General features: G+C 76.9%; 19 protein-coding genes. 7 read left to right on the top strand and 12 right to left on the bottom strand.

The annotated features are described in order from the left end of the window. Positions 1-46 precede the first annotated feature (46 nt). The 6 genes from LO771_RS15970 to LO771_RS16000 all read right to left on the bottom strand — a co-directional run bounded on the left by LO771_RS15970 (position 47) and on the right by LO771_RS16000 (position 7,128). Positions 47-406 carry an STAS domain-containing protein gene (locus LO771_RS15970; protein WP_230652951.1) on the bottom strand — a complete coding sequence of 120 codons (360 nt, stop codon included), beginning with the start codon at positions 404-406 and terminating at the stop codon, positions 47-49. Positions 407-797: 391 nt separating this feature from the next. After that, positions 798-2,579 carry an ABC transporter ATP-binding protein gene (locus LO771_RS15975; RefSeq protein ID WP_230652889.1) on the bottom strand — a complete coding sequence of 594 codons (1,782 nt, stop codon included), beginning with the start codon at positions 2,577-2,579 and terminating at the stop codon, positions 798-800. After that, positions 2,576-4,489, bottom strand: a complete 1,914-nt coding sequence (locus LO771_RS15980; protein ID WP_230652891.1) for an ABC transporter ATP-binding protein — start codon at positions 4,487-4,489, stop codon at positions 2,576-2,578. The genes LO771_RS15975 and LO771_RS15980 overlap by 4 nt, the downstream gene beginning before the upstream one ends. A 472-nt stretch (positions 4,490-4,961) precedes the next feature. Next, the gene (locus tag LO771_RS15985) at positions 4,962-5,234 is read right to left on the bottom strand and encodes a hypothetical protein (RefSeq protein WP_230652893.1); all 273 of its coding nucleotides are present in this window, start codon (positions 5,232-5,234) and stop codon (positions 4,962-4,964) included. A gap of 151 nt (positions 5,235-5,385) precedes the next feature. Further along, complete coding sequence (locus tag LO771_RS31355; protein ID WP_308188919.1) at positions 5,386-6,282, bottom strand: MarR family winged helix-turn-helix transcriptional regulator; 897 nt, start codon at positions 6,280-6,282, stop codon at positions 5,386-5,388. Between the two features lie 216 nt (positions 6,283-6,498). Beyond that, positions 6,499-7,128 (bottom strand): TetR/AcrR family transcriptional regulator, encoded by a 630-nt coding sequence (locus tag LO771_RS16000; protein WP_374228183.1) that lies wholly within the window; start codon positions 7,126-7,128, stop codon positions 6,499-6,501. A gap of 254 nt (positions 7,129-7,382) precedes the next feature. On the opposite strand from LO771_RS16000, the gene LO771_RS16005 reads away from it, so the two are divergent. The 4 genes from LO771_RS16005 (at position 7,383) to LO771_RS16020 (ending at position 11,546) form a co-directional block, all read left to right on the top strand. Next, positions 7,383-8,405 carry a phosphotransferase family protein gene (locus LO771_RS16005; RefSeq protein ID WP_230652895.1) on the top strand — a complete coding sequence of 341 codons (1,023 nt, stop codon included), beginning with the start codon at positions 7,383-7,385 and terminating at the stop codon, positions 8,403-8,405. Between the two features lie 124 nt (positions 8,406-8,529). Further along, a complete protein-coding gene (fabG, locus tag LO771_RS16010) occupies positions 8,530-9,297 on the top strand; it encodes a 3-oxoacyl-ACP reductase FabG (RefSeq protein WP_230652897.1) in 768 nt (255 codons plus the stop codon). 46 nt (positions 9,298-9,343) lie between these two features. Beyond that, positions 9,344-10,099 (top strand): SDR family oxidoreductase, encoded by a 756-nt coding sequence (locus LO771_RS16015; protein WP_230652899.1) that lies wholly within the window; start codon positions 9,344-9,346, stop codon positions 10,097-10,099. A gap of 523 nt (positions 10,100-10,622) precedes the next feature. After that, on the top strand, positions 10,623-11,546 hold the full coding sequence (locus tag LO771_RS16020) for a phosphatase PAP2 family protein (protein ID WP_230652901.1): 924 nt from the start codon (positions 10,623-10,625) through the stop codon (positions 11,544-11,546). A gap of 66 nt (positions 11,547-11,612) precedes the next feature. On the opposite strand, the gene LO771_RS16025 is transcribed toward LO771_RS16020, so the two are convergent. Then, positions 11,613-11,831 carry an I78 family peptidase inhibitor gene (locus tag LO771_RS16025; RefSeq protein ID WP_230652903.1) on the bottom strand — a complete coding sequence of 73 codons (219 nt, stop codon included), beginning with the start codon at positions 11,829-11,831 and terminating at the stop codon, positions 11,613-11,615. 477 nt (positions 11,832-12,308) lie between these two features. Between LO771_RS16025 and LO771_RS16030 the strand changes: the two genes are divergently transcribed. Then, entirely contained in the window at positions 12,309-13,583 is a 1,275-nt protein-coding gene (locus LO771_RS16030) for an N-acetylglucosamine kinase (RefSeq protein WP_230652905.1), read from the top strand. Between the two features lie 288 nt (positions 13,584-13,871). Here LO771_RS16030 and LO771_RS16035 read toward each other — a convergent pair whose 3' ends face one another. The 3 genes from LO771_RS16035 to LO771_RS16045 form a co-directional block, all read right to left on the bottom strand. Further along, entirely contained in the window at positions 13,872-14,462 is a 591-nt protein-coding gene (locus tag LO771_RS16035) for a TIGR03086 family metal-binding protein (RefSeq protein ID WP_230652907.1), read from the bottom strand. A 355-nt stretch (positions 14,463-14,817) separates the two neighbouring features. Continuing rightward, positions 14,818-15,246 (bottom strand): Hsp20/alpha crystallin family protein, encoded by a 429-nt coding sequence (locus LO771_RS16040; protein ID WP_230652909.1) that lies wholly within the window; start codon positions 15,244-15,246, stop codon positions 14,818-14,820. 82 nt (positions 15,247-15,328) lie between these two features. After that, positions 15,329-16,225, bottom strand: coding sequence for a glycosyltransferase family 2 protein (locus tag LO771_RS16045; RefSeq protein ID WP_230652911.1), 897 nt, complete (start codon positions 16,223-16,225; stop codon positions 15,329-15,331). Between the two features lie 395 nt (positions 16,226-16,620). Here LO771_RS16045 and LO771_RS16050 point away from each other — a divergent pair, with 395 nt between their 5' ends. Next, entirely contained in the window at positions 16,621-17,091 is a 471-nt protein-coding gene (locus LO771_RS16050) for a hypothetical protein (RefSeq protein WP_230652913.1), read from the top strand. A gap of 403 nt (positions 17,092-17,494) precedes the next feature. Then, positions 17,495-17,869, top strand: a complete 375-nt coding sequence (locus tag LO771_RS16055) for a hypothetical protein (RefSeq protein ID WP_230652915.1) — start codon at positions 17,495-17,497, stop codon at positions 17,867-17,869. A gap of 140 nt (positions 17,870-18,009) precedes the next feature. On the opposite strand, the gene LO771_RS16060 is transcribed toward LO771_RS16055, so the two are convergent. Both LO771_RS16060 and LO771_RS16065 read right to left on the bottom strand, forming a co-directional pair. Beyond that, a complete protein-coding gene (locus LO771_RS16060; RefSeq protein ID WP_230652958.1) occupies positions 18,010-19,368 on the bottom strand; it encodes an aspartate aminotransferase family protein in 1,359 nt (452 codons plus the stop codon). 142 nt (positions 19,369-19,510) lie between these two features. Further along, the coding region (locus tag LO771_RS16065) for a 1-deoxy-D-xylulose-5-phosphate synthase N-terminal domain-containing protein (protein ID WP_230652917.1) at positions 19,511-21,266 on the bottom strand (1,756 nt) is incomplete at its 5' end.

Raw genomic sequence — 21,266 nt, forward strand, 5'->3', positions numbered from 1 at the left:
CATACCCCGTACGGTCACACAACGGACATTTCATACACCAATGCCGTCACTCCCGGCCGTGGACCTCCCTGCGGTGCTCCGCCAGCGCCTCGTCGAGGCCGTCGTGGACCGGCGTGGTGATGCTGACCCCCGTCAGGTCGATGATCCGGCGCACGGCCGGGGTGGGGCGGGCCAGCCGGAGCGAGCCCTCCGCACGGCGGGTCTCCTGCTGGGCGCGGATGACGATGTTGAGGCCGGAGGAGTCCATGAACGGGACGTCGGCCAGGTCGAGCACCAGGTGGCGGCGGCCGTGGTGGAGCTGGTTGGCCAGCTGGAAGTGCAGCTCGGTGGCGGTGTCCACGTCCAGTTCGCCGGTGATGGCGACCACCGCCACGTCGGGGTCCGGCACGCTCACCTCCACCGTCAGGCGGGGCGCCTCCTCGGCGGTCTCGTCCGCCTGCTCCGCCCCGGGGAAGGGCTCGGCGTCCGTGGGGTCCTGCGCCGCCGCGTACGGGTCGGAGCCGGTCCGGGCCGTCGCGGAGTCGCTGGGGGTCCTGGGGGTCACGGGGGTTCCTCCGGGGGTTCGGGAGTGCCCCGGGGGAACTCGGACCCCCCGGGGCACACAGGGTCGTGCGGGCGGCTGCCCCGCCGGGCGCGGTCCCACGCCTCCCGGGGGCGGGTTTTCCCGCCGGACCGCCCCGAGCGCCCCCGGCCCGCCGGGGACCGCCCCGGCCGCCCCCGGCCACCCCCCGGCCGCCCCCGGCCCGCCCGCACGCGCAGGCGCGGGCCCGGGACGGCCCTGCGGCGGGGAGGGCGGCTCAGCCCTCGTCCCGCCAGGAGCGCCACAGCGCGGCGTACGGGCCGCCCGCGGCCACCAGCTCCGGATGGCTGCCGTACTCGGTGATCCGGCCGTCCTCCACCACCGCGATCAGGTCCGCGTCGTGGGCGGTGTGGAGGCGGTGGGCGATCGCGATGACGGTGCGCCCGTCGAGCACCCGGGAGAGCGACCGCTCCAGGTGCCGGGCGGCCCGCGGGTCGAGGAGCGAGGTGGCCTCGTCCAGGACCAGGGTGTGCGGGTCGGCGAGCACCAGCCGGGCGAGCGCCAGCTGCTGGGCCTGCGGCGGGGTGAGGGCGGTGCCGCCGGAGCCGACCTCGGTGTCCAGCCCCTCGGGCAGGGCGTCGGCCCAGGGGCCGGCGTCGACCGCCTCCAGGGCGGCGCGCAGCGCCGCGTCGTCGGCGTCCGGCCGGGCCAGCCGCAGGTTGTCGCGCAGGGTGCCCACGAAGACGTGGTGCTCCTGGTTGACCAGCGCGACGTGCGTGCGGACCCGCTCGGGCGGCATGTCGGCGAGCGCGGCGCCGCCGAGGGTCACCCGGCCGGTCCGCGGCGCGTGGATGCCGGCCAGCAGGCGGCCGAGGGTGGACTTGCCGGCCCCGGACGGCCCCACCAGGGCCAGCCGGGCGCCGGGCTCGACCGCCAGCGAGATGCCGTGCAGGACGTCGGCGCCCTCGCGGTAGCCGAAGCGGACCTCGTCGGCCCGCACCCGCCGCCCGTCGGGCCGCACCGAACCGTCCCGCCCGGGGTCCGCGACCTCCCGCACCCCCACCAGCCGGGCCAGCGAGGCCTGGCCGACCTGCAGCTCGTCGTACCAGCGCAGGATCAGGTCGACGGGCTCGATCAGCATCTGGGCGTAGAGGACGCCGGAGGTGAGCTGCCCTACGCCGATCCAGCCCTGGAGGGTGTAGAGCCCGCCGAGGCCGAGGGTGGCGGCGACGGCGAGCACGTACGGCAGGTCGACGGTCGGGAAGTACCGGGTGCGCAGCCACATCGTGTACCGCTCCCAGGAGATCCAGGTGCGGATCCGCTCGTCGGTGAGGGCCACCCGGTCGTCGCCGATGCGCAGCGCCTCGACGGTGCGGCCGGCGTCGACGGTCTCGGCGAGCACGGTGTTCACGGCGGCGTAGGAGGCGGACTCCGCCCGGTACGACTGCGGGGCGCGCCGGAAGTACCAGCGGGAGCCGGCCAGCAGGACCGGCAGGCCCACCAGCGCGGTCACCGCCAGCAGCGGCGAGGTGACGAGCAGGGCGCCCAGCACCAGCAGGACGGAGACGACCGCGACGGCCAGCTCCGGGACGGCGTCGCGCACCGAGCGGGCCAGCCGGTCGACGTCCGTGGTGGTGCGGGAGACCAGGTCGCCGGTGCCGGCCCGCTCCAGCACGCCGGGCGGCAGCGCGACGGAGCGGACCAGGAAGTCCTCCCGCAGGTCGGCCAGGACCTGCTCGCCGAGCACGGCGCCGCGCAGCCGGGACATGCCGGTGAACGCGGCCTGCACGGCGAGCGCGAGCAGGTACCAGAGGGCGGCGTGGGCGATGCGGGCCTCGGTGGTGCCGCCGTCGAGCCCGTCGACCAGGGAGCCGAGCACCCAGGGTCCGACGAGGCCGGCGGCGGCGCCGACGGCGTGCAGGCCGACGACGCCCGCGAAGGAGCGGCGGTGGCGGGCGGCCAGCAGTCGGACGTAGGCGCGCACGGTGGCGGGGGAGCCGACGGGCAGCAGGGTCGCCGCCTCGCGCTCCTGCGCCGCGGGGTCGGCCGGGGGCCTCATGCGGTCTCCTCCTGCAGGTCGGCGGTCTCCTCGCGGGTGACCACGGAGCGGTAGCGGGGGTCGGTGTGCATCAGTTCGCGGTGGGTCCCGGTGGCGGCGACCCGGCCGTCCTGCAGGAGGACGACGCGGTCGGCGCGGTCCAGCAGCAGCGGGCTGGTGGCGAGGACGACCGTGGTGCGGCCCTTGCGGACCTCCCGCAGGCCGTCGGCGATCCGGGACTCGGTGTGGGCGTCGACGGCGCTGGTGGGCTCGTCCAGGACGAGGACCGGCGGGTCGGCGACGAGGGAGCGGGCCAGGGCGAGGCGCTGGCGCTGGCCGCCGGAGAGCGACCGGCCGCGTTCGGTGATCCGGGCCCGCATGGGGTCGCCCTGCGCGTCCGGGGCGCCGTCCACGAGGGCGTCGAGGACGTCGTCGGCGCGGGCGGCGGCCAGGGCGTCGGCGGGGGCGACCCGGCCGGAGGCCGGGACGGCGAACAGGTCGGCGAGGGTGCCGGAGAGCAGGACCGGCTCCTTGTCGTGGACCAGCACCAGGGCGCGGGCCTCGGCCAGCGGGAGCGCGTCGAGGGCGACACCGCCCAGGCGGGCGGAGGGCGGGGAGGGCGCGGGGGGCGCTGCCGGGGTGCCGGCTCCCACGGCTCCCCCGGCCGCGCCGGTCCCGCCGTCGGCGTCGTCCGCGGTACCGGCCGCGGTGCCGGCCGCAGCCGCCTCCGGGGCGCCCTCCGCGGCGCGGCCGCGCGGCGCATGGCCGCCGAGCCGCTCCGCCAGTGCGCCGGCCGCGTCGGGGTCGCCGCAGACCACGGCGGTCAGGAGGCCCGCGGGGGCGGTGAGGCCGGTGGCCGGGTCGTGCAGGTCGGACCGGGCGGCCCGGTCCGCGGGCAGGCTCTCCGCGGGGGCGGCGGGGGCGGCCGTGCCGGAGGCCCGCTCCAGCCGCAGGACGCGCACGGCGCGGGCGGCCGAGACCCGGGCGGCCGTCCAGGCGTGGGCGGCCTCGCCCAGCACGCGGAGCGGACCGGCGAGGAACGCGGTGGCGCCGTACACGGCGACCAGGTCGCCGACGCCCAGGTCCCCCCGCACCACCAGGTGCGCGCCGTACCAGGTGACGCCGACCACGAACGCGCCCGGGAGCAGCACCTGCTGGGCCCGCATCAGCGCCCACACCCGGGCGGTGCGCACGGCGGCGGCGCGGACCTTCTGGGACGCCTCGCGGTAGCGGTCGAGGAAGAGCTCCTCGCCGCCGATGCCGCGCAGCACCCGCAGTCCGGCCACGGTGTCGGCGGCCAGCTCGCCCGCCTTGCCGCCGAGGGAGCGCTGCTCGTCGAAGCGGCGCTCGAACGGGCCGATGAGCGGCCAGAAGGCCGCGGCGAGGACCAGGACGCCCAGCAGCACGGCGAGGCCGAGCACCGGCTGGCGGACCAGCACGACGACGGAGACGCCGAGCCAGACGGCGACGGCGGCCCACAGCCGGGCGGAGATCTCGACGAACCAGCCGATCTTCTCCACGTCGCCGGAGCTGACGGCGACGACCTCGCCGGTGGCGATCCGGTCGGAGAGGCCCGCGCCGAGGCGGGACGCCTGGCGGGCCACCAGCTGGCGGATCTGGCAGGCGGCGGTGATCCAGTTCCACACCGTCTGGCGGTGCAGCATGGTCGCGGCGGCGGCCTGGACGGCGCCGAGCACGAAGGCCCCGGCGCCGGCCGCCAGGACCGCGGACCGGTCGCCGTCGATCGCGGCCTGGATGCCGCGGCCGACGAAGAGCGGGATGGCGGCCTGGCCGCCCATGTGGAGGACGCCCCAGAGGACGGCCAGGACGCGGCCGCGCCGCTGGGAGCGGCCGAGCCAGCGCAGGAAGCGGCGGGGCGAGGTGAGGTCGGGACTGCCGGGGTCGGACATCGGCAGCTGGACGAGCGACATGACGCTCCGTGGGGGTGGTGCGGGCGGGAGGGGGGGTGCCGCCGGGCCGCGGGGTGGGCGGTCCGGGGCACGCCGGGGCGCCGCCGGACGGGACTGCGCGCCGGGCGGGGCTGCGGGTACGGGGCGGAAGGGTGCCGGGAGGCGGGTACGGCGGGAGCCGCCGGCGGCTGGGGGTCAAGGGGTGGCCATGGTCACCGAGCGTGCCCGTCCCGGACCGGGACCGCAACGGGTTTTCCGGGCGGCGGGGCGGTCCGGCCGCGGCGTGCGCGGGGCGCGGCGGTGAGAGGGGCGGCAGAACGGCGCGGCGGGGCGCCGTGGGGTGCGGCGGGGCGCCGTGGGCGGACGGGCCGTCAGCGCCCCGGCCCCGGCGGGGGACTCCGGAAAGAAGAGGACCGCCCCCGGGGTCCGGGGGCGGTCACAACGGTCACGACGGGGACGGCGGCGGGCCGTCCGGCGGCCGCGCGGCCCCCCTTCAGGCGGCGGTGCCGAGATCGCGCGAGGCGGCCTGGAGGGCCTGGTACGCCACCAGGTAGGCGCCCTGCAGGTGGGCGAGGGTGGCCGACTGCCGGTCGGTCCACGCGATCATCGGCGTGCCGGACCCGGCGCCGCCGGAACGGCGCCGCTCGCCCTCCACCTCGGTGACGTAGGCGCGCACGGCGTCGTTGGCGCGCTCGACCGCGCGCTCCAGGTGCCCCAGGTCTCCGGGACCCGGCAGGACCTCGGCGTTCGACAGGACTGACGACATGTACTGATTCTATGGAGCGTCACCGACAGCCGGGACGGGGCCGGACGGCCCCTCCCCCTCCCACCTGCGAATTCCTGCGCCGGACGTTGCCGACATCACACTGCGGACGCGTTTGGGAGCGGCCCCGGGTGGCGAAAGGAGGGCTCCGGGGTCACAGCCGGGCGGCCTTCCGGAGAAGTTCCAGGGCCCGGTCGCGGTCCGCCTCCTCCAGGGGCTCGAGGAGCAGCCGCTGGACCTCCCGCACCCCGTCGGCGGACCGGCGCAGCGCGTCCTGCCCGTCCGGGGAGAGGGAGAGCAGGTTGCGGCGGCCGTCGGCGGGGTCGCGGCGGCGCAGCACCAGGCCGCGCCGGACCAGCCGGCTGACCATCTCGGCCATGGTCGCCTTGTCCAGCGACGCCCGCTCCCCCACGGTCCGCTGGTCGATGCCGGGCTCCAGCGCCAGGACGTGCATCACGGCGTACTGGGGCGCGGTCAGCTCGGCGCCGACGTGCTCGTTCCACAGCCGGGTGTGCACCTGCTGGGCGACCCGGATCAGGTAGCCGACGGCGCGCTGGGCGTCCAGCAGGGGCCGGGCGTCGGCGAGGGCGGCGATGGCTATGGGCTCCAGCCGGGCGACCAGGCCCAGGGTGGCGACCAGGTGGTGGCGCTCCGTCTCGTCGAGGGGCTCGAAGAGGGTCCGCTGCACCTGCACCACCCCGGCGGTGGCCTCGCGGACGAGCTGGACGCCGTTCGGGGAGAGGGAGAGGAGCTTGCGGCGGCCGTCGGCGGGGTCGCGGCGGCGCAGCACCAGGCCGCGCCGGACCAGCCGGCCGACCATCTCGGCCATGGTCGCCTTGTCCAGCGACGCCCGCTCCCCCACGGTCCGCTGGTCGGAGCCGGGCTCCAGGGCCAGGGCGAGCAGCACCCCGAACTGGGGCGCGGTGATCTCCAGGCCGACGTGCTCGTTCCACAGCCGGGTGTGCACCTGCTGCGCGACCCGGATCAGATGCCCCGGTGAGCGCAGCAGGCCGTCCGATGTTCGGGTGATCTCGATCTCCCCCAGCACCATGAGTCCGTCCCCATGTCGCGCCCGACGCGCTCACGGCCGTCGGGGGGCGCAGTAACGGCGTGCCGGCGTCCCGCAGCGTCGAGGGGAGCTCCGCCGAGCAGCCGACGGCTGCTGGCGCACACTATACAAATGTCCGACTGGTCTGCGGAGTCCGGTGGGACGGTAAACGCCTGTTCGTTCCCGGCAGCGGTTCCCCCCGGGACGTCCACAGGAGCTTCACGGGGCGGACAGGCCCCGCAGCAGCAGGTCGGCGAAGGTGTCGCCGATCTCCTCGGGGCGCAGGCCGCCGTCGGGCCGGTACCAGGTGCCGAGGTGATGGACCCCGCCGAAGAACTGGTGGACGGCGAGGTCGGCGGGGACGTCCGCCCGGAGCGCGCCGTCCCGCTGCCCCTCCTCCACCAGCGCGCGGAAGCGCTCGTGGTAGCGGCGGCGCAGGGCGCGCACCGCCGCCTGGCGGTCCTCGGGGAGCATGTGGAGGGAGCCCATGGAGACCAGGGCGTCGTCCAGGTGCTCCAGCGTGGTGACGACCACGTCGGCGGCGGCGGCGCGCAGGCGGCCGGCGGCCGGCCCCGGTCCGCCGGCGACGGCGGCCAGCCGCTCGGACTGCAGGGACAGCAGGCGGGTGTAGACCTCCTGCAGCAGGTCGTCCTTGGACGAGTAGTAGTGGTACATCGCCCCCTTGGTGACCCCGGCGCGCTCCACGATGTCCTGCACGGAGGTCTGCGCGAAGCCCCGCTCGGCGAAGAGGGCGCTCGCCACGGCCAGCAGCCTGGCCTGCACGGGGAGCCCGGCGACGGCGGGCGCGGCGGACCGTCCGGCGGTCCGGCCCGGCGGCGGGGCGGGCAGCACGCCACGGGCGGGGCGCCCGGACGGGGCCTCCTGCACGGGTCTGCGGCGGGCGGCGGACACCTCGACTCCTCTCCCCGGGTGGATCCCGCGGTCCACCCTAGCGGACATACCTACTGGTCGGTATGGTGACGGGGCGGCACGGGCCGCGCACGCCGCGGCGTCCGCGCCTCCCCACAGGCACGCCCTCCACCGGCACCGGCGGCACCGCCCGCACCACCGACAGCCCTCCCTTCCCCGAGAGGACGGCACGCATGGCCGACCAGCCCCCGGGTCTCGACCCGGACCGGCTCCACGCCCACCTGGAGCGCGTCCGACCCGGCACGGCCGCGGGCCCGCTGACGGCGGAGCTGATCGCCGGCGGCAAGTCCAACCTGACCTACAGGGTCACCGACGGCGCCTCCCGCTGGGTGCTGCGCCGCCCGCCGCTCGGCCACGTGCTCGCCACCGCGCACGACATGGCCCGCGAGTACCGGGTGATCTCGGCGCTGGCGGGCACGGCCGTACCGGTCCCGGGGACGTACCTCCTCTGCGAGGACCCCGAGGTGCTCGGCGCCCCCTTCTACCTGATGGAGGAGGTGCAGGGCACCGTCCACCGCACCGCCGCGGACACCGCCGGGCTCGGCCCCGAACGGGCCCGCGCCCTCTCCGCCGAGCTGGTGGACGTCCTCGCCGCGCTCCACTCCGTCGACCCGGCCGAGGTCGGGCTGGCGGACTTCGGCCGCCCCGAGGGCTTCATGGCGCGCCAGGTGGAGCGGTGGCGCCGCCAGTTCGAGGCGTCCCGCAGCCGGGAGGTCGCGGGCATGGACGAGCTGTACAGGCGGCTGCGCGGCTCGGTGCCCGAGGCCCGGCGGGTGGCGGTGGTGCACGGCGACTACCGGCTGGACAACGTCATCGTCGGGCCGGGCGACCGGGTGGCCGCCGTCCTGGACTGGGAGATGGCCACCCTGGGCGACCCGCTCGCCGACCTCGGGCTGATGCGCGTCTACTGGGAGATCTCCCGCGAACTGCCGGGCAACCCGGTCGCCTCCGCGGTCAGCGCCGAGGCGGGCTTCCCGCCCGTGGAGGAGCTGGTGGACCGGTACGCCGCGCGCAGCGGCGCCGACACCTCCCCGCTGCCCTGGTACACCGCGTTCGCCCGCTACAAGCTGGCGATCATCGCGGAGGGCATCCACTACCGCTTCACCCAGGGCAAGACCGTCGGCGACGGCTTCTCGCACCTGGGCGCCATGGTGCCGCCGCTGGTGGCGGCGGCCCTGGAGTCGCTGCCGGCGTGACGGCCGCGGCCCCCTCGCGGTCCCGCGCCCCCGGCGGGGCACGACGGACCGTACGACGAACCACCCGAGCCACGACGGGCCCCCACGGGTCCGGACGCGTCCCGACGAAGGAGTCGAGTACCAGATGACCGAGCAGACCCCCGCCCCCCGTGTCGCGATCGTCACCGGTGCCGCCCGCGGCATCGGCGCCGCCACCGCCGTCCGGCTCGCCGCCGACGGCCTCGCCGTCGCGGTGGTGGACCTGGACGAGTCCGCGGGCAAGGACACCGTGGAACGGATCACCGCCGCGGGCGGCCGCGCCCTGGCCGTCGGCGCCGACGTGTCGGACGCGGAGCAGGTGCAGGCCGCCGTCGACCGCGTCGCCGCCGAGCTGGGCGCCCCCACCGTGCTGGTGAACAACGCCGGCGTGCTCCGCGACAACCTGCTGTTCAAGATGTCCGAGTCGGACTGGGACACCGTGATGTCCGTCCACCTCAAGGGCGCCTTCCTGATGACCCGCGCCGTGCAGAAGCACATGGTGGACGCCGGCTTCGGACGGGTCGTCAACCTCTCCTCCTCCTCGGCGCAGGGCAACCGCGGCCAGGCCAACTACTCGGCGGCCAAGGCCGGCCTGCAGGGCTTCACCAAGACCCTGGCGATCGAGCTGGGCAAGTTCGGGGTCACCGCCAACGCGGTCGCCCCCGGCTTCATCGCCACCGACATGACGGCGGCGACGGCCGCCCGGGTCGGCATGGACTTCGAGGAGTTTAAGAAGGCCGCCGCCACCCAGATCCCGGTGGCGCGGGTCGGCGTCCCCGAGGACATCGCCCACACCATCTCCTTCCTGGTGAGCGAGGGCGCGGGGTTCGTCTCCGGCCAGGTGGTCTACGTCGCCGGCGGCCCGCTCGACTGACGGCCCGCACCCCCAACCAGCCCCCACGAGAGACAGGTACGGACGGATGAGCGAGGACAGCGGGCGCGTCGCCCTGGTCACCGGGGCGAGCCGCGGCATCGGCTTCGCCGTCGCCGAGGCCCTGGTGGCCCGCGGCGACCGGGTGGTGGTCACCGGCCGGGACGCCGGGGCCCTGGAGGAGGCCGTCGAACGGCTCGGCGGCGCGGAGCACGCGGTCGGCGTGGCCGGCAAGAGCCACGACGCCGCCCACCGGGAGGCGGCGGTCGGCCGGGCGATGGAGCGGTTCGGGCGGATCGACGCCCTGGTCAACAACGTGGGCACCAACCCGGTCTTCGGCTCCATGGTCGACCTCGACCTGGACGCCGCCCGCAAGATCCTGGACATCAACCTGGTGTCCACCCTCGGCTGGGTGCAGCTGGTCCACAAGGCGTCCATGGAGGAGCGCGGCGGCGCGATCGTCAACGTCTCCTCGGTGAGCGCCCTCGGCCCCGCGCCCGGCATCGGCATGTACGGGGCCAGCAAGGCGGCCCTGATCCAGCTCACCCAGCAGCTGGCGTACGAGCTCGCGCCCTCGGTGCGGGTGAACGCGGTGGCCCCGGCCGTGGTGCGGACCCGCTTCGCGGAGGCGCTCTTCGCCGGGCACGAGGAGCAGGTGACGGCGGCCTACCCGCTGAAGCGGCTCGGCGTCCCGGAGGACGTCGGCGGCGCGGTGGCCTTCCTCCTGTCGGAGCAGGCCTCCTGGATCACCGGGCAGACCCTGGTGCTGGACGGCGGCCTCACCCTGGGCGCCGGCCTGGGCTGACGGCGGACGGCCGACGGCGCACGGGGCCGGGAGGGCCGTACGGAAGGGCGGGAGGGCCGCGGTGGCGCGGCCCTCCCGCCCTTCGGCGTCCGGGGCCGCTCCTCCCGCGGGGCCCGGGTCGCGGGATCCGCGGGATCCGCGGGATGCGATGGAGGAGGAATTCAGGAAAACTCCCCGTGACGTTTCCCGAAAAGCACGGGAACGCCGCCGTCCGGAATGAGGACACTCCGCGGGGAATGCCGCGGCGACGCACCGGCGGCGCCGCCCGAATGGCGGACGCCCGCCCGGGGCCCTTCCCGTGGACCCTCCCCGCGGCGCGCCGCGGCCGATGCGCCGGGGGTTCCCCGAACGGCGGCGCGGAAGCGCCGCCGGAGCCACGGAATGACGCGTGTCACATTTCCGCCCCGCAGCACCCCGGGCCTGCTGCTTTATCCCGCCGCAAAGCCGCCGGCGAGGTCACATCGTCATTACGAAGGCCAGGTCGGTCACGGGCGCCCCTGTCACGGGCGGTAACGTCAAGGGAGTGCGTACCCAGACGAACGACGCCGCACCGCCGGTGCGGCAGGACCACCACGTCGCGGAGCGGCCCCGGCAGGAGCGCCGCTGGCCGCCGCTGACGCGCGCCCACAAGGTCCTCTTCGCGGCCACCATCGCGCTCTACGTGGTGGTGGTCGCGGGCGTGCTCACCGACTCCTGGCTGGTCACCCTCGACTGGGACGCCATGCTGGCCAAGCCCTACAAGCGCTGGCCGGAGCTGCTCCCCTACCTCAACGTGTGGATCGTCGTCGGCCAGCGCGGCCCCTCGGCGATCGCCGCCGTCGCCTGGCTGGTGTGGCGCAGCAACCGCACCCGGAGCCTGCGGCCGCTGCTGGTGATGGCGGCGGCCCTGCTGCTGCTCAACATGACGGTGGGCGCCGTGAAGGTCGTGACGGGCCGGCTGGGTCCGCACTACGCCCACTACATCGGCTCGCCCGAGCTGTTCGCGGGCGGCCAGATCTTCCCGTCCGGCCACACCGCCAACTCCGTCGTGACCTGGGGCGTCATCGCCTACCTGGCGGTGCGCCTGCGGCGGACCGGCTCGGTGGCGGCCGGGTTCACGGCCTTCTCCATCGGCCTCACCACGGTCTACCTGGGCACCCACTGGATCAGCGACGTCATCGCGGGGTGGACCGCCGGACTGCTGGTGCTCCTCGTGCTGCCGCTGTTCGAGCCGGTCGTCGCGACCGCCGACGAGCGGATCCGGGCCGCGTGGAGCCGCCGGGGCCGCGGGCACGCCGGGCCGACCGGGTCCGGAGGGCGCGGCGGCACGGACTGGTCCGCCTGGGACGAGGCCGTCCAGGACGAGCTCGCCGGCGTGGCCGCGGCCGTCCCGGCCCTGTCGCCGGGCGGGACCGGACCGGGCCGCCCCGGCCGCCGCCCCACGCGCCGCAGCGGCGCGCGCGCCTGAACCGGGCGCCCCGGGCCCCCTCCCCCGGATCCCGCCGCCGCCGGGGCCGGACGTCCGGACGGCGCCTCAGCCGGTCCAGCAGCGGACCACACGGCCCCCGTCGACGGTCAGGTTGATCCGGCCGATCCGGTACTCCAGCGTGGTGACCGCGCCGGGGGGCAGCACCCGGACCGTGGTCCAGCCGCGCGCCCGGGCGGCCGCCTCCGCCTCCTCCGCGGGCAGTCCCAGGTAGCTCTCGGGGTCGTCCCGGGGCGGGGTCTCCCCGCCGGGCGCGGTGTCGGACACGGTCTCCGCCTCACTCGTTCGGGGGTGCCCGGTCAGCACCCTGCGTACCCTTCGCCCGCCTCCCGGGCGGTGCCGTCCCCGCCACGTTATGCCGACCCGCGGCGTCACGGAAGAGTGCCGCCGAACGGGCCCCGGGCGGTCCCGGATTCGTCACGGCCGTGAATGTCCTGTGCCCCCGCCGTGCAGGAACCGGTTCCAGGACGGCCAATAGCGCACACCGGCCGGGAGCGCACGCGCGCATTCCGGAATTCCGCGGCTCCTCACCACGGCTCCACCGGCCGGGAAATCTGCGTACACGTCGCATTCGCCCCCGCCGCGAAACCGCGGACCGGTGCGGCGGGGGCGGCCGTCCCGGTGAATACGGGACGGGACGCGGGGATTCGCGGTGCGCACGCTGGTGCACCCCTGCGGCGGCTGGCACAGTGAGGCGCAGCACGGCAACCGCACCAGCCGCTTCCAGCCGGGGGGACCGCAGCGATGGACCAGACCGGGCCCGCCTCCCACCGCACCGCAGCCGGACCGGCGGGCGCCGGGACGCGCCCGGGAGCCGCCGGATCCCCCGCAGTCGGAGCCCCGAACGGTCGGACGGCGGCCGGTCGGGCGGCGGCCGGGGCGGTGGACGGCCGGGCGGCGGACAGCCGGGCGGGGGCGGGCGCGGCTGCGGACACGGCCCCCGGCGGCCTGGTGCTCGGCCTCGACGCGGGCGGCACCCGCACCCGGGCCCTCCTGTGCGACCTGGCCGGGAACCGGTACGGCCACGCCGCCGCCGACGGCGGCAACCCCGCCGCGCACCCCCTCCACCGGGCCGCCGCCGCCCTGTCCGTGGTGCTGCGCGGGGCGCTGGCCGGCGTCGACCCGGCGGAGGTCCGGTACGGCGTGGTCGGGCTGGCCGCGCAGGGGCCGCCCGGCGGGTCCGGGATGCGGGCCGCGCTGGGCCGGGCCTGGCGGGAGGCGGGACTGAGGTGCCCGGTGGCGGTGGTGCCGGACGCGGCCACGGCGTTCGCGGCGGGCACCGCCGCCGGCAGCGGCAGCGTGCTGGTCGCCGGGACGGGCGCCGTGGCGGTGCGGGTGGAGCACCGGGACGAGGCGGCCCGCGCCGACGGGCTCGGCTGGCTCCTCGGCGACCTGGGGTCCGGCTTCTGGATGGGCCGGGAGGCCGTGCGGACGGCCCTGGAGGCGCTGGACGGGCGGGCCCACGCGCCGGTGCTGGCCCCGCTGGTGCTGGAGGAGCTGCTGGGGCCCGACGCGCCGGGCCCGGGGTCCGCGGGGTCCGCGGCGGGCCCGGGGGGCGTCCCGGGGGCGGGGCGGGCGGCCCGGCTGGTCGCGGCCGTGTACGCGGAGCGGCCCGCGGCACTGTCCCGGCTGGCGCCGCTGGTGGCCGCCGCCGCGGAGCGCGGGGACCCGGCGGCCGGGGGCATCGTGGAGGCGGCGGCCGGGCACCTGCTGGCCACCCTGGCCGCGGTGCGCAGGCCCGGTGAGCGGACCCCGGTGGTGCTGGCCGGCTCCTGCCTGGTGACGGCGAACCCGCTGGCCCGCCGCGTCGCCCGGGAGGTCGTGCGGCACTGGCCGGGCGCGCCGGTGGGCCGCGCCCGGGACGGCGCCGCGGGCGCGGCACTGCTGGCCGCGGACGCGCTGGGACTGGACGAGGGGACGCTGGCCTCCCTGCACCTGCGGCTGCTGGGGGAGCACGGCGGGGGGACCTGCGGCGCGGAGGCACGGGACGCACGGGCCGCCGGGCACGGGCAGGTCTGAGCCTCGCGGCACCCGGACCGGGCTGCGCCGTGGGCGTCGACGGGTTGCCAGGGTGCTGCCGGGGTTCTGCCGGGGTGCTGCCGGGGTTGCTGTCAGGGCACCGGGGGCATCGGCGGGGCACTGTCCGGCAGGGGGACGCACCCCCGGACGGCCCGCCGTTCGTGACGGGCGCGACCGGCAGGCCCGGCAGCCCGCCCGGCGGCCGGGCCCGCGCACCGCGGCCCCGGGACGGGGGCACCCCGTCCCGGGGCCGGGCGGCGTGCGCGTGTCGGGCGCGGCGGGCGGGTGTCAGGCGCGGCGGCCCAGGAGGGCCAGGAGCCGCGTCTGCCCGTCGGCGTCGTCGGACACCTTGACCGGCGGCGCGAACAGGCCGCTGGCGGCCAGCTCGTCGGCGTAGGGCTCGACCTCGCGGCGGGCGAAGGCGACCAGCTCCGGTGCGAGCCTGGTGTCGCCGCCGGTGGCGCGGGCCAGGTCCCAGGTGTGCACGGCGGCGTCCATGGCCATCTGGCTGCAGTACTCCACCGCGCGGGTGTCGCCGGACGAGAGGTGCACGGTGGCGTCGAGGGCGCCGTGGCGGGTGAAGGCCTCGCGGGCGGCGGTGGCGGCGCTGCGCCAGGCGCCCACCGGGTCGTCGCCGAGCCGGTCGCCGTCGAAGCGGTCGCCGACCTCCTCGACGGTGGCCCCCTCCATCAGCGGCGGCACCCAGAGCTGCTCGACGGTCAGGTGGTTGACCAGGTCGCGGACGGTCCACTCGGTGCAGGGGGTCGGCGCGTCCCACTGCCCGGCCCCCACGGCGCGCACCCGGCGGCCGAAGGAGGCGACCGCCTCGGCGTGCATCCTCAGCACTTCCTGCTGCTCATGGGTGAGCGTGTGCGCCATCGAATCGCCTCTCCGGATGCTGGGCCGGGGGCCCGCGGCGGCGGGCCGTGCCTCCCGGGACGTCCGGGTGGCCCCGGAGCCGCCCTGCGCCTTCCCGTCGCCCGTGCGGGCACACCCGCCGGATGCGAGGGACGCACGAACGGCCGAACCGCGGGACGGGCACGGACGGCCCGGCCCGCGGCGCCCGCACGCTGCGGGCCGGGCACGCGGGCCGGGCACAGGGGCCGGACACGGGGGCGGCCCCGCACCGTCCGCCGGAGGTGGACCGGCGGAGGCCCGGGGCCGTGCCGCGGGGACCCGCCCGGCCGCCGCGGTCCGGCGCGGCGGCACCCGGGGTCCGGGGGTGCGGGGCGGGTCAGCCCGCGATCTGGCGGCGGTCCCCGCCGTGGGCGATGGAGATCCGCCGGGGCTTGGCCTGCTCGGCGACCGGGATCACGAGCGTGAGGACGCCGTTCTCGTAGTCGGCGCGGATCTGCTCGGTGTCCAGGCTCTCGCCGAGGAAGAGCTGCCGGCTGAAGGTGCCGGTGGGGCGCTCGGTCACCAGGTACTCGCGGCCGTTCGCCCGGGGCACGGGGCGCTCCGCGCGGACGGTGAGGACGTTCTGCTCGACCTCCAGGTCCACCGAGTCGGGGTCCACGCCCGGCAGGTCGAAGTGGACCACGAACTGCTCGCCCTCCCGGTAGGCGTCCATCGGCATGGCGGCGGGCCGGGCCGGGCCCGCCTGGCCGAGGAGCTGCTGGGTGAGCCGGTCGAGGTCCCGGAACGGGTCGGTGCGCATGAGCATCGTGTCTTCCTCCTCTGATGTGGCTGCGGTGCGTAATCCTGAGCCGGATGGGCTCAACTTGCCTATGTATATAGCCCGCAGATCACCTGCTGTCAATCGCCGTCCGGACGGTCGGCAGGGGGGCCGCGGAGGACACCGGCGGCGGCCCGGACGGCACTCCGACGGGAGGCCCCGCGGGCGGCCCGGCGACGGCGAGGGCGGAGGGGAGGACAGAGGGGAGGGCGGAGGGGAGCGAGAGGGCCGAGATGGTGTCCCCGAAGCCCCCACGCGCCCGCACCCCGCGGCGCGCGGAGGTGATCACCGGCAGGTCGGCGGCCCGGCGGACCGGACGGCCGAGCGCCTCCAGGGCGGCCACCAGGGCGTGGTCCTCCCCCACCGCCAGGGCCGCGAAGCCGCCGGCGGACCGGTAGGCGCCGGCGCGCACCCCCAGGTTGGCGCCGTGGACGTGGGGGTGCTCGGCCCGCGGGCCGCCGCGCAGCGTCGGCTTGGGCGCGGTCTCCACCGAGGGCCGCACCGGGGTCGCGTACTGGCGCTGGAAGCGCTCGGCGGTCCCCGGGGGGTGCTCGGACCAGTCGAGCACCTGGACGGTCCCGACCACCGCGTCCCACCCCTGCTCCGCGTAGGAGAGCTGCCGGGCCAGCCAACCGTACGGCACCCGGGTGTCCGCATCGGTGTGGGCGAGCCACAGTTCGTCCGGCGCCGGTCCGCGGGAGGGCGACAGCACCTCGGCGAGGGCGCGGTCCGTACCGCGGGCGCGGGCGGCGCCGACGTTGCAGGCCCGGATGGTCGCCACCTCGGCGCCGGCGTGGCGGGCGATGGCGGCGGTGCGGTCCTGGCAGCTGTCCGCGACCACGACCAGGCGGACCGGGAGGCCCGCGACCCGGGGGTGGCGCGCCGCACGGCGCACGGAGGCGAGGCAGCCGCCGAGCAGTCGCTCCTCGTCCCTGGCCGGGACGACGACGGCGATGGCACGGATCATGGGCGGACCTCCTGGGAATACCGCGGAGGCCCGGCTGCGCCGGGAGGCCGGGAGAGCCGGGCGGGGTGCGGTGTGCGGCGTGCTGGGGGGCCGGTCGGGCGCGCGGTCGCCGCGCGCCTCCGAGGGGCCTCTCCGGCCACGGTGACACGGCGGGGGCCGGTACCGCGCGGGACGGTTCCCCCCGGGGCCGCGCCTTCACCCGGCCGGGTGCGTCCGGGGCCCGGGCGGGCGGGGGCGCGGGAGCGGGGGCGGCCGGCACCGGGCGGGGACGCGGACCGGGCGGCGGTCAGGGCGGAACGGCGGGCCCCGTCCCGTGTCCGGACACCGGAAGCGGGTATCCGGACAGTGGGTGGCACGGCGGTGCCGCGCTGCGCGCGGTCCGGCAGCCCCCGGCCATGGAGCACGACGCTGGAGGCGACGAGACCATGCGGCAGTACATCCCCAACCGGGACCGCGGCGCGGCGGGCGGGACCGAGGCCCCCCGGACCTCTCCCCACGGCATGCCCCTGGAGGGGCCCGGCATGCCCGGCCGGCGCAACCACGTGCAGGCCACCGACACGCAGTTGCCGGACACGCACCTGAAGTACGACATCACCGGGAGGCGGCGCGGCCTCCCCACCACGCCGGGCGGGCGCGGGATGTCGGACATCCGGATCTTCCTGGCGAGCGTCTTCGCGCCGATCCTGCTGGTGGGTACGGCGATCTTCGCCTTCGTCGCCTCGCAGGTGGGCAGCGGGAGCCGGAGCGTCTACGTCGGCCTGGCCATCGCCTGCTTCGTGCTCTCGGTGGGCGCGGCCCTGGACGTGGCGCAGTCGGTGTGGCGCCGCAGGCGCCGTGAGCAGCGGGAGGCCGCCGCCCTCCGCTGAGAGGAGCGCCACCCGGCGCACGGCGGGCACGGCCGCGGCACCGCGGCGGCGCCCCGGACGGACGTGCCGTCCGGGGCGCCGCCTGTGCCCGGGCGGCCCCGGGCACCCCGGGGACTCGGCCATACGGGTGGCCCGGCGTCCCCGTCCACCCTTTCACCCGATCGGGCGTCCGCCGCGCCCTTTCGGATCACTTCGTTCATCCTCCGACTCCGGACGATCACCAAAAGACAGTTGATCGTTCAAAAAAGGCCAAGCGACATGTGCCCGGCAAGGCGGTCCCTAAGGTCACCAGTGCCCCGACCGGCGGGGGTACTCCTGACACCCGCTGATCACCCGTGCTGCCGATCCGCCGGATCGGCCCCGTCCGGCCGAGCCGGCACCACCAACGGAGGACACCCACACCATGACCAACATGGAAGCGGCACTCAAGGAAGCGATGAGCATCGAGGGCGCCGTCGGTGTCGCCCTGGTCGACTACAGCAGCGGCATGGCCCTCGGCACCCTGGGAAGCAGCAAGGAGCTCGACCTCAACGTCGCCGCGGCGGGCAACACCGACGTGGTCCGCGCCAAGATGCGCACGATGGAGATGCTCAACCTCCACAACGAGACCATCGAGGACATCCTGATCACCCTGACGGCCCAGTACCACCTGATCCGTCCGCTGACGCACCGCACCAGCAAGGGGATCTTCCTCTACCTGGCCCTCGACCGGCACCGGGCGAACCTGGCCATGGCCAGGCACATCATCCGCAGGCTCGAGGAGAACCTCGAGATCTGACCGCACCGCGGCAGCCGGGCCGTCCGCCGCGCCCCCGGGCCGGTCGGCGGCCCGACGCGTGTCCGGGCCCCGGGACGCGCCGGCCCCGGGACCGGGTCCGGGAGGCCGGGCCCCGGGCCCGGCCGCGGAGGACGGGCCCCTCAGCGGTTGGCCACCGCCTGCTTCACCAGCGTCCGGCCGAAGTCCCACATCAGGCCGCTGCCGCGGTGGGCGTCGTCCATCACGTCGGTGAAGGCGTCGACGAAGCGGTCCACGTCGCGCTCGGTGACGACCAGCGGCGGGATCAGCTTGATGACCTCCAGGTGGTCCCCGGAGACCTGGGTGAGGATGCGGTGCCGCTGCATCAGCGGTACCACCACCATCTGGGCGAAGAGCCCCTTGCGGGCCGCCTGGAGCGCGGCCCAGCGGGTGCGCAGCGCCAGCGAGCGCGGCCGGCCGAACTCGATGCCGACCATCAGTCCGCGCCCCCGCACGTCCGCCAGCAGCTCGTAGCGGTCCACCAGGGCCGCGAGCCGCCCGCGCAGCAGGTCCCCGGTCCGGCGGGCGTGGGCGACGGTCCCCTCGTCCTCCATCACCTGGAGGACGGCCAGGCCGGCCGCCATGGCCTGCGCGTTGGAGCCGAAGCTCGCGGAGTGCACCAGCACCCGGTCCATGGAGGAGTACACCTTGCGGAAGATCCAGTCCTTCCCCAGGGTCGCCCCGACCGGCACGTACCCGCCGGAGAGTGCCTTGGCCGCGCAGACCAGGTCGGGCTCCACGCCCTCCTCGTGCTGGTGGGCGAAGAAGTCGCCGGTGCGGCCGATGCCGGTCTGCACCTCGTCGCAGACCAGCAGCGCCCCGTGCCGGTGCAGCAGGTCCTGCGCCGCCCGCAGCCAGCCGAGCGGGGCCGCGTGCACGCCCTTGCCCTGGATCGGCTCCACGATGAGCGCGGCCACGTCGCCCCGGCGCAGCTCGCGCTCCAGCGCGTCCAGGTCGCCCAGCGGGATCGCGGTGTCGGGCAGCAGGGGGCCGAAGCCCTTGCGGAACCCCTCCTCCCCGTTGACCGAGAGGGAGCCGGTGGTGAGGCCGTGGAAGGCGTGCTCGCAGTAGAGGATCCGGCGGCGGCCGGTGGCGCAGCGGGCGAACTTCAGCGCCGTCTCCACCGCCTCGGTGCCGCTGTTGCCGAAGAAGACCCGGTCCAGGTGGGGGGTGTGGGCGAGCAGCCGCTCGGCGAGGAGGCCGGGCAGCGGTGAGCAGTCGAAGCGGGTGAGGTCGGGCAGGTCGAGGTCCATCGCCTGCTGCACGGCGGCACGCACCACCGGGTGGTGGCGGCCCAGGGCGAAGACGCCGAAGCCGGCGAGCATGTCGAGGTACTCGTTGCCCGCGGCGTCGTAGAAGTAGGGGCCCTCGGCACGTTCGTAGAACCGGTCGAAGCCGATGGTCCGCAGGACCCGCGGCAGCTGCGGGTTGAGGTACCGCTCCTGCAGGTCGTAGCGCTCGGCGCCGCGCTCGGCGATCAGGGCCGCGAGGTCGAAGCCCCTGCCGGGGCGGGAGGCGGCCCCGGGACCGGTTCCCGCGGCGCCGGGAGCGGCGGGGCCCGGGCCGGCCGGGGACGTGGGGGCGCCGGGCCGGCCGGGCTCCTCGGCACGGGGGGCGACGGTGTCAGAGGCCACGGTGGGGTTCCCCTCCTCGGGTGCGGGCGGTACCGGCGGCGCGCGGGCTGCGGACGGGGACGCGCGCGGGGGCGTCCGGGCCGTCCGCCCCGTTCGGCCGGGGGCGGGATGCGGTGCGCGGGCGCTCGGCGGCGCGGGCGCGGTCGGCGGTGCGGACCGGGACGGGCCGGGGGCCTGGGGCGGAGGTCCTGCCGTCGTCGGCCGCGGCGCCGGCCGCCCGGGCGCGCTCCCCGTCGTCCGCGGTCCGCGGCCCGGTGCGGGGCCGGGCTGTGCGGACGAGCCGGGCGGCGCGGTCGGCGATGCCGGGGCCGGTCAGCCCCAGCTCCTCCAGGATCTGGCCGCGGGAGGCGTGGCCGAGGAACTCCTGCGGGATGCCGAGGTCGCGCAGCGGCAGGTCCACGTCGGCGTCGCGCAGCGCCTGGGCGACGGCGGAGCCGACGCCGCCGGCGCGGCCGTTGTCCTCGACGGTGACCACGGTGCGGTGCCCCGCAGCGAGCCGCACCAGGGCCGGGTCGACGGGCTTGACCCAGCGGGGGTCGACCACGGTGGCGGTGACGCCCCGGTCGGCGAGCAGGCGGGCCGCGTCGAGGCAGGGGCCGGCCATGGTGCCGACGGCGACCAGCAGCACGTCCGGCCGGTCGGCGGGCCCGCCGGGCGGGGCGGTGCGCAGCAGCACGTCGACACCGCCGATCCGCTCGACGGCGGGCACGGCGGGGCCGGTGTCGGCCTTGGGGAAGCGGACGACGGTGGGGGCGTCGTCGACGTCGACGGCCTCGCGGAGCTGGGCGCGGAGCTGGTCGGCGTCGCGGGGTGCGGCCAGCCGCAGCCCGGGGACGACCTGGAGGATCGACATGTCCCACATGCCGTTGTGGCTGGCCCCGTCGGTGCCGGTGACCCCGGCCCGGTCCAGTACGAACGTCACGCCCAGGCGGTGCAGGGCCACGTCCATCAGGACCTGGTCGAAGGCCCGGTTGAGGAACGTCGCGTACACCGCGACGACCGGGTGCAGGCCCCCGGTGGCCAGGCCCGCCGCCGAGACCGCCGCGTGCTGCTCGGCGATCCCCACGTCGTAGACCCGCTCGGGGAACTCCCGCGCGAACGGCGCCAGGCCCACCGGGTGCAGCATCGCCGCGGTGATCGCCACCACGTCCCGCCGCTCCCGGCCCAGCGCCACCATCTCCCCGCCGAAGACCGATGTCCACGAGGCGCCCGTGGACGGGGAGAGCGGGAGGCAGGTGGCGGGGTCCATCGGGCCCACGGCGTGGAAGCGGTCCTCGTCGTGCTGCTCGGCGGGCCGGTGGCCGCGGCCCTTCTGGGTCAGGCAGTGCACGATGACCGGGCCGCCGAAGTCGCGGGCCCGTCTCAGGGCGGACTCCAGGGCGCCGATGTCGTGGCCGTCGACCGGGCCGATGTACTTCAGGCCCAGGTCCTCGAACATGCCCTGCGGGGCGAAGGAGTCCTTGAACCCCTTCTTGGCCCCGTGCAGGGCGTCGAACACCGGTCGCCCCAGCACGGGGGTGCGCTCCAGCGCCTCCCGCGTCCAGGAGAGGAACCGCTCGTAGCCCCGGGTGGTGCGCAGGGTGGCGAGGTGGTCGGCGAGGCCGCCGACGGTGGGCGCGTAGGAGCGCTCGTTGTCGTTGACGACGATGACCACGGGCCGGTCCTCGGCGTCGGCGATGTTGTTCAGCGCCTCCCAGGCCATGCCGCCGGTCAGCGCGCCGTCGCCGATCACCGCGACCACCGGG

The sequence above is a fragment of the Streptacidiphilus sp. ASG 303 genome (assembly GCF_020991365.1).
GTDB lineage: Bacteria > Actinomycetota > Actinomycetes > Streptomycetales > Streptomycetaceae > Peterkaempfera.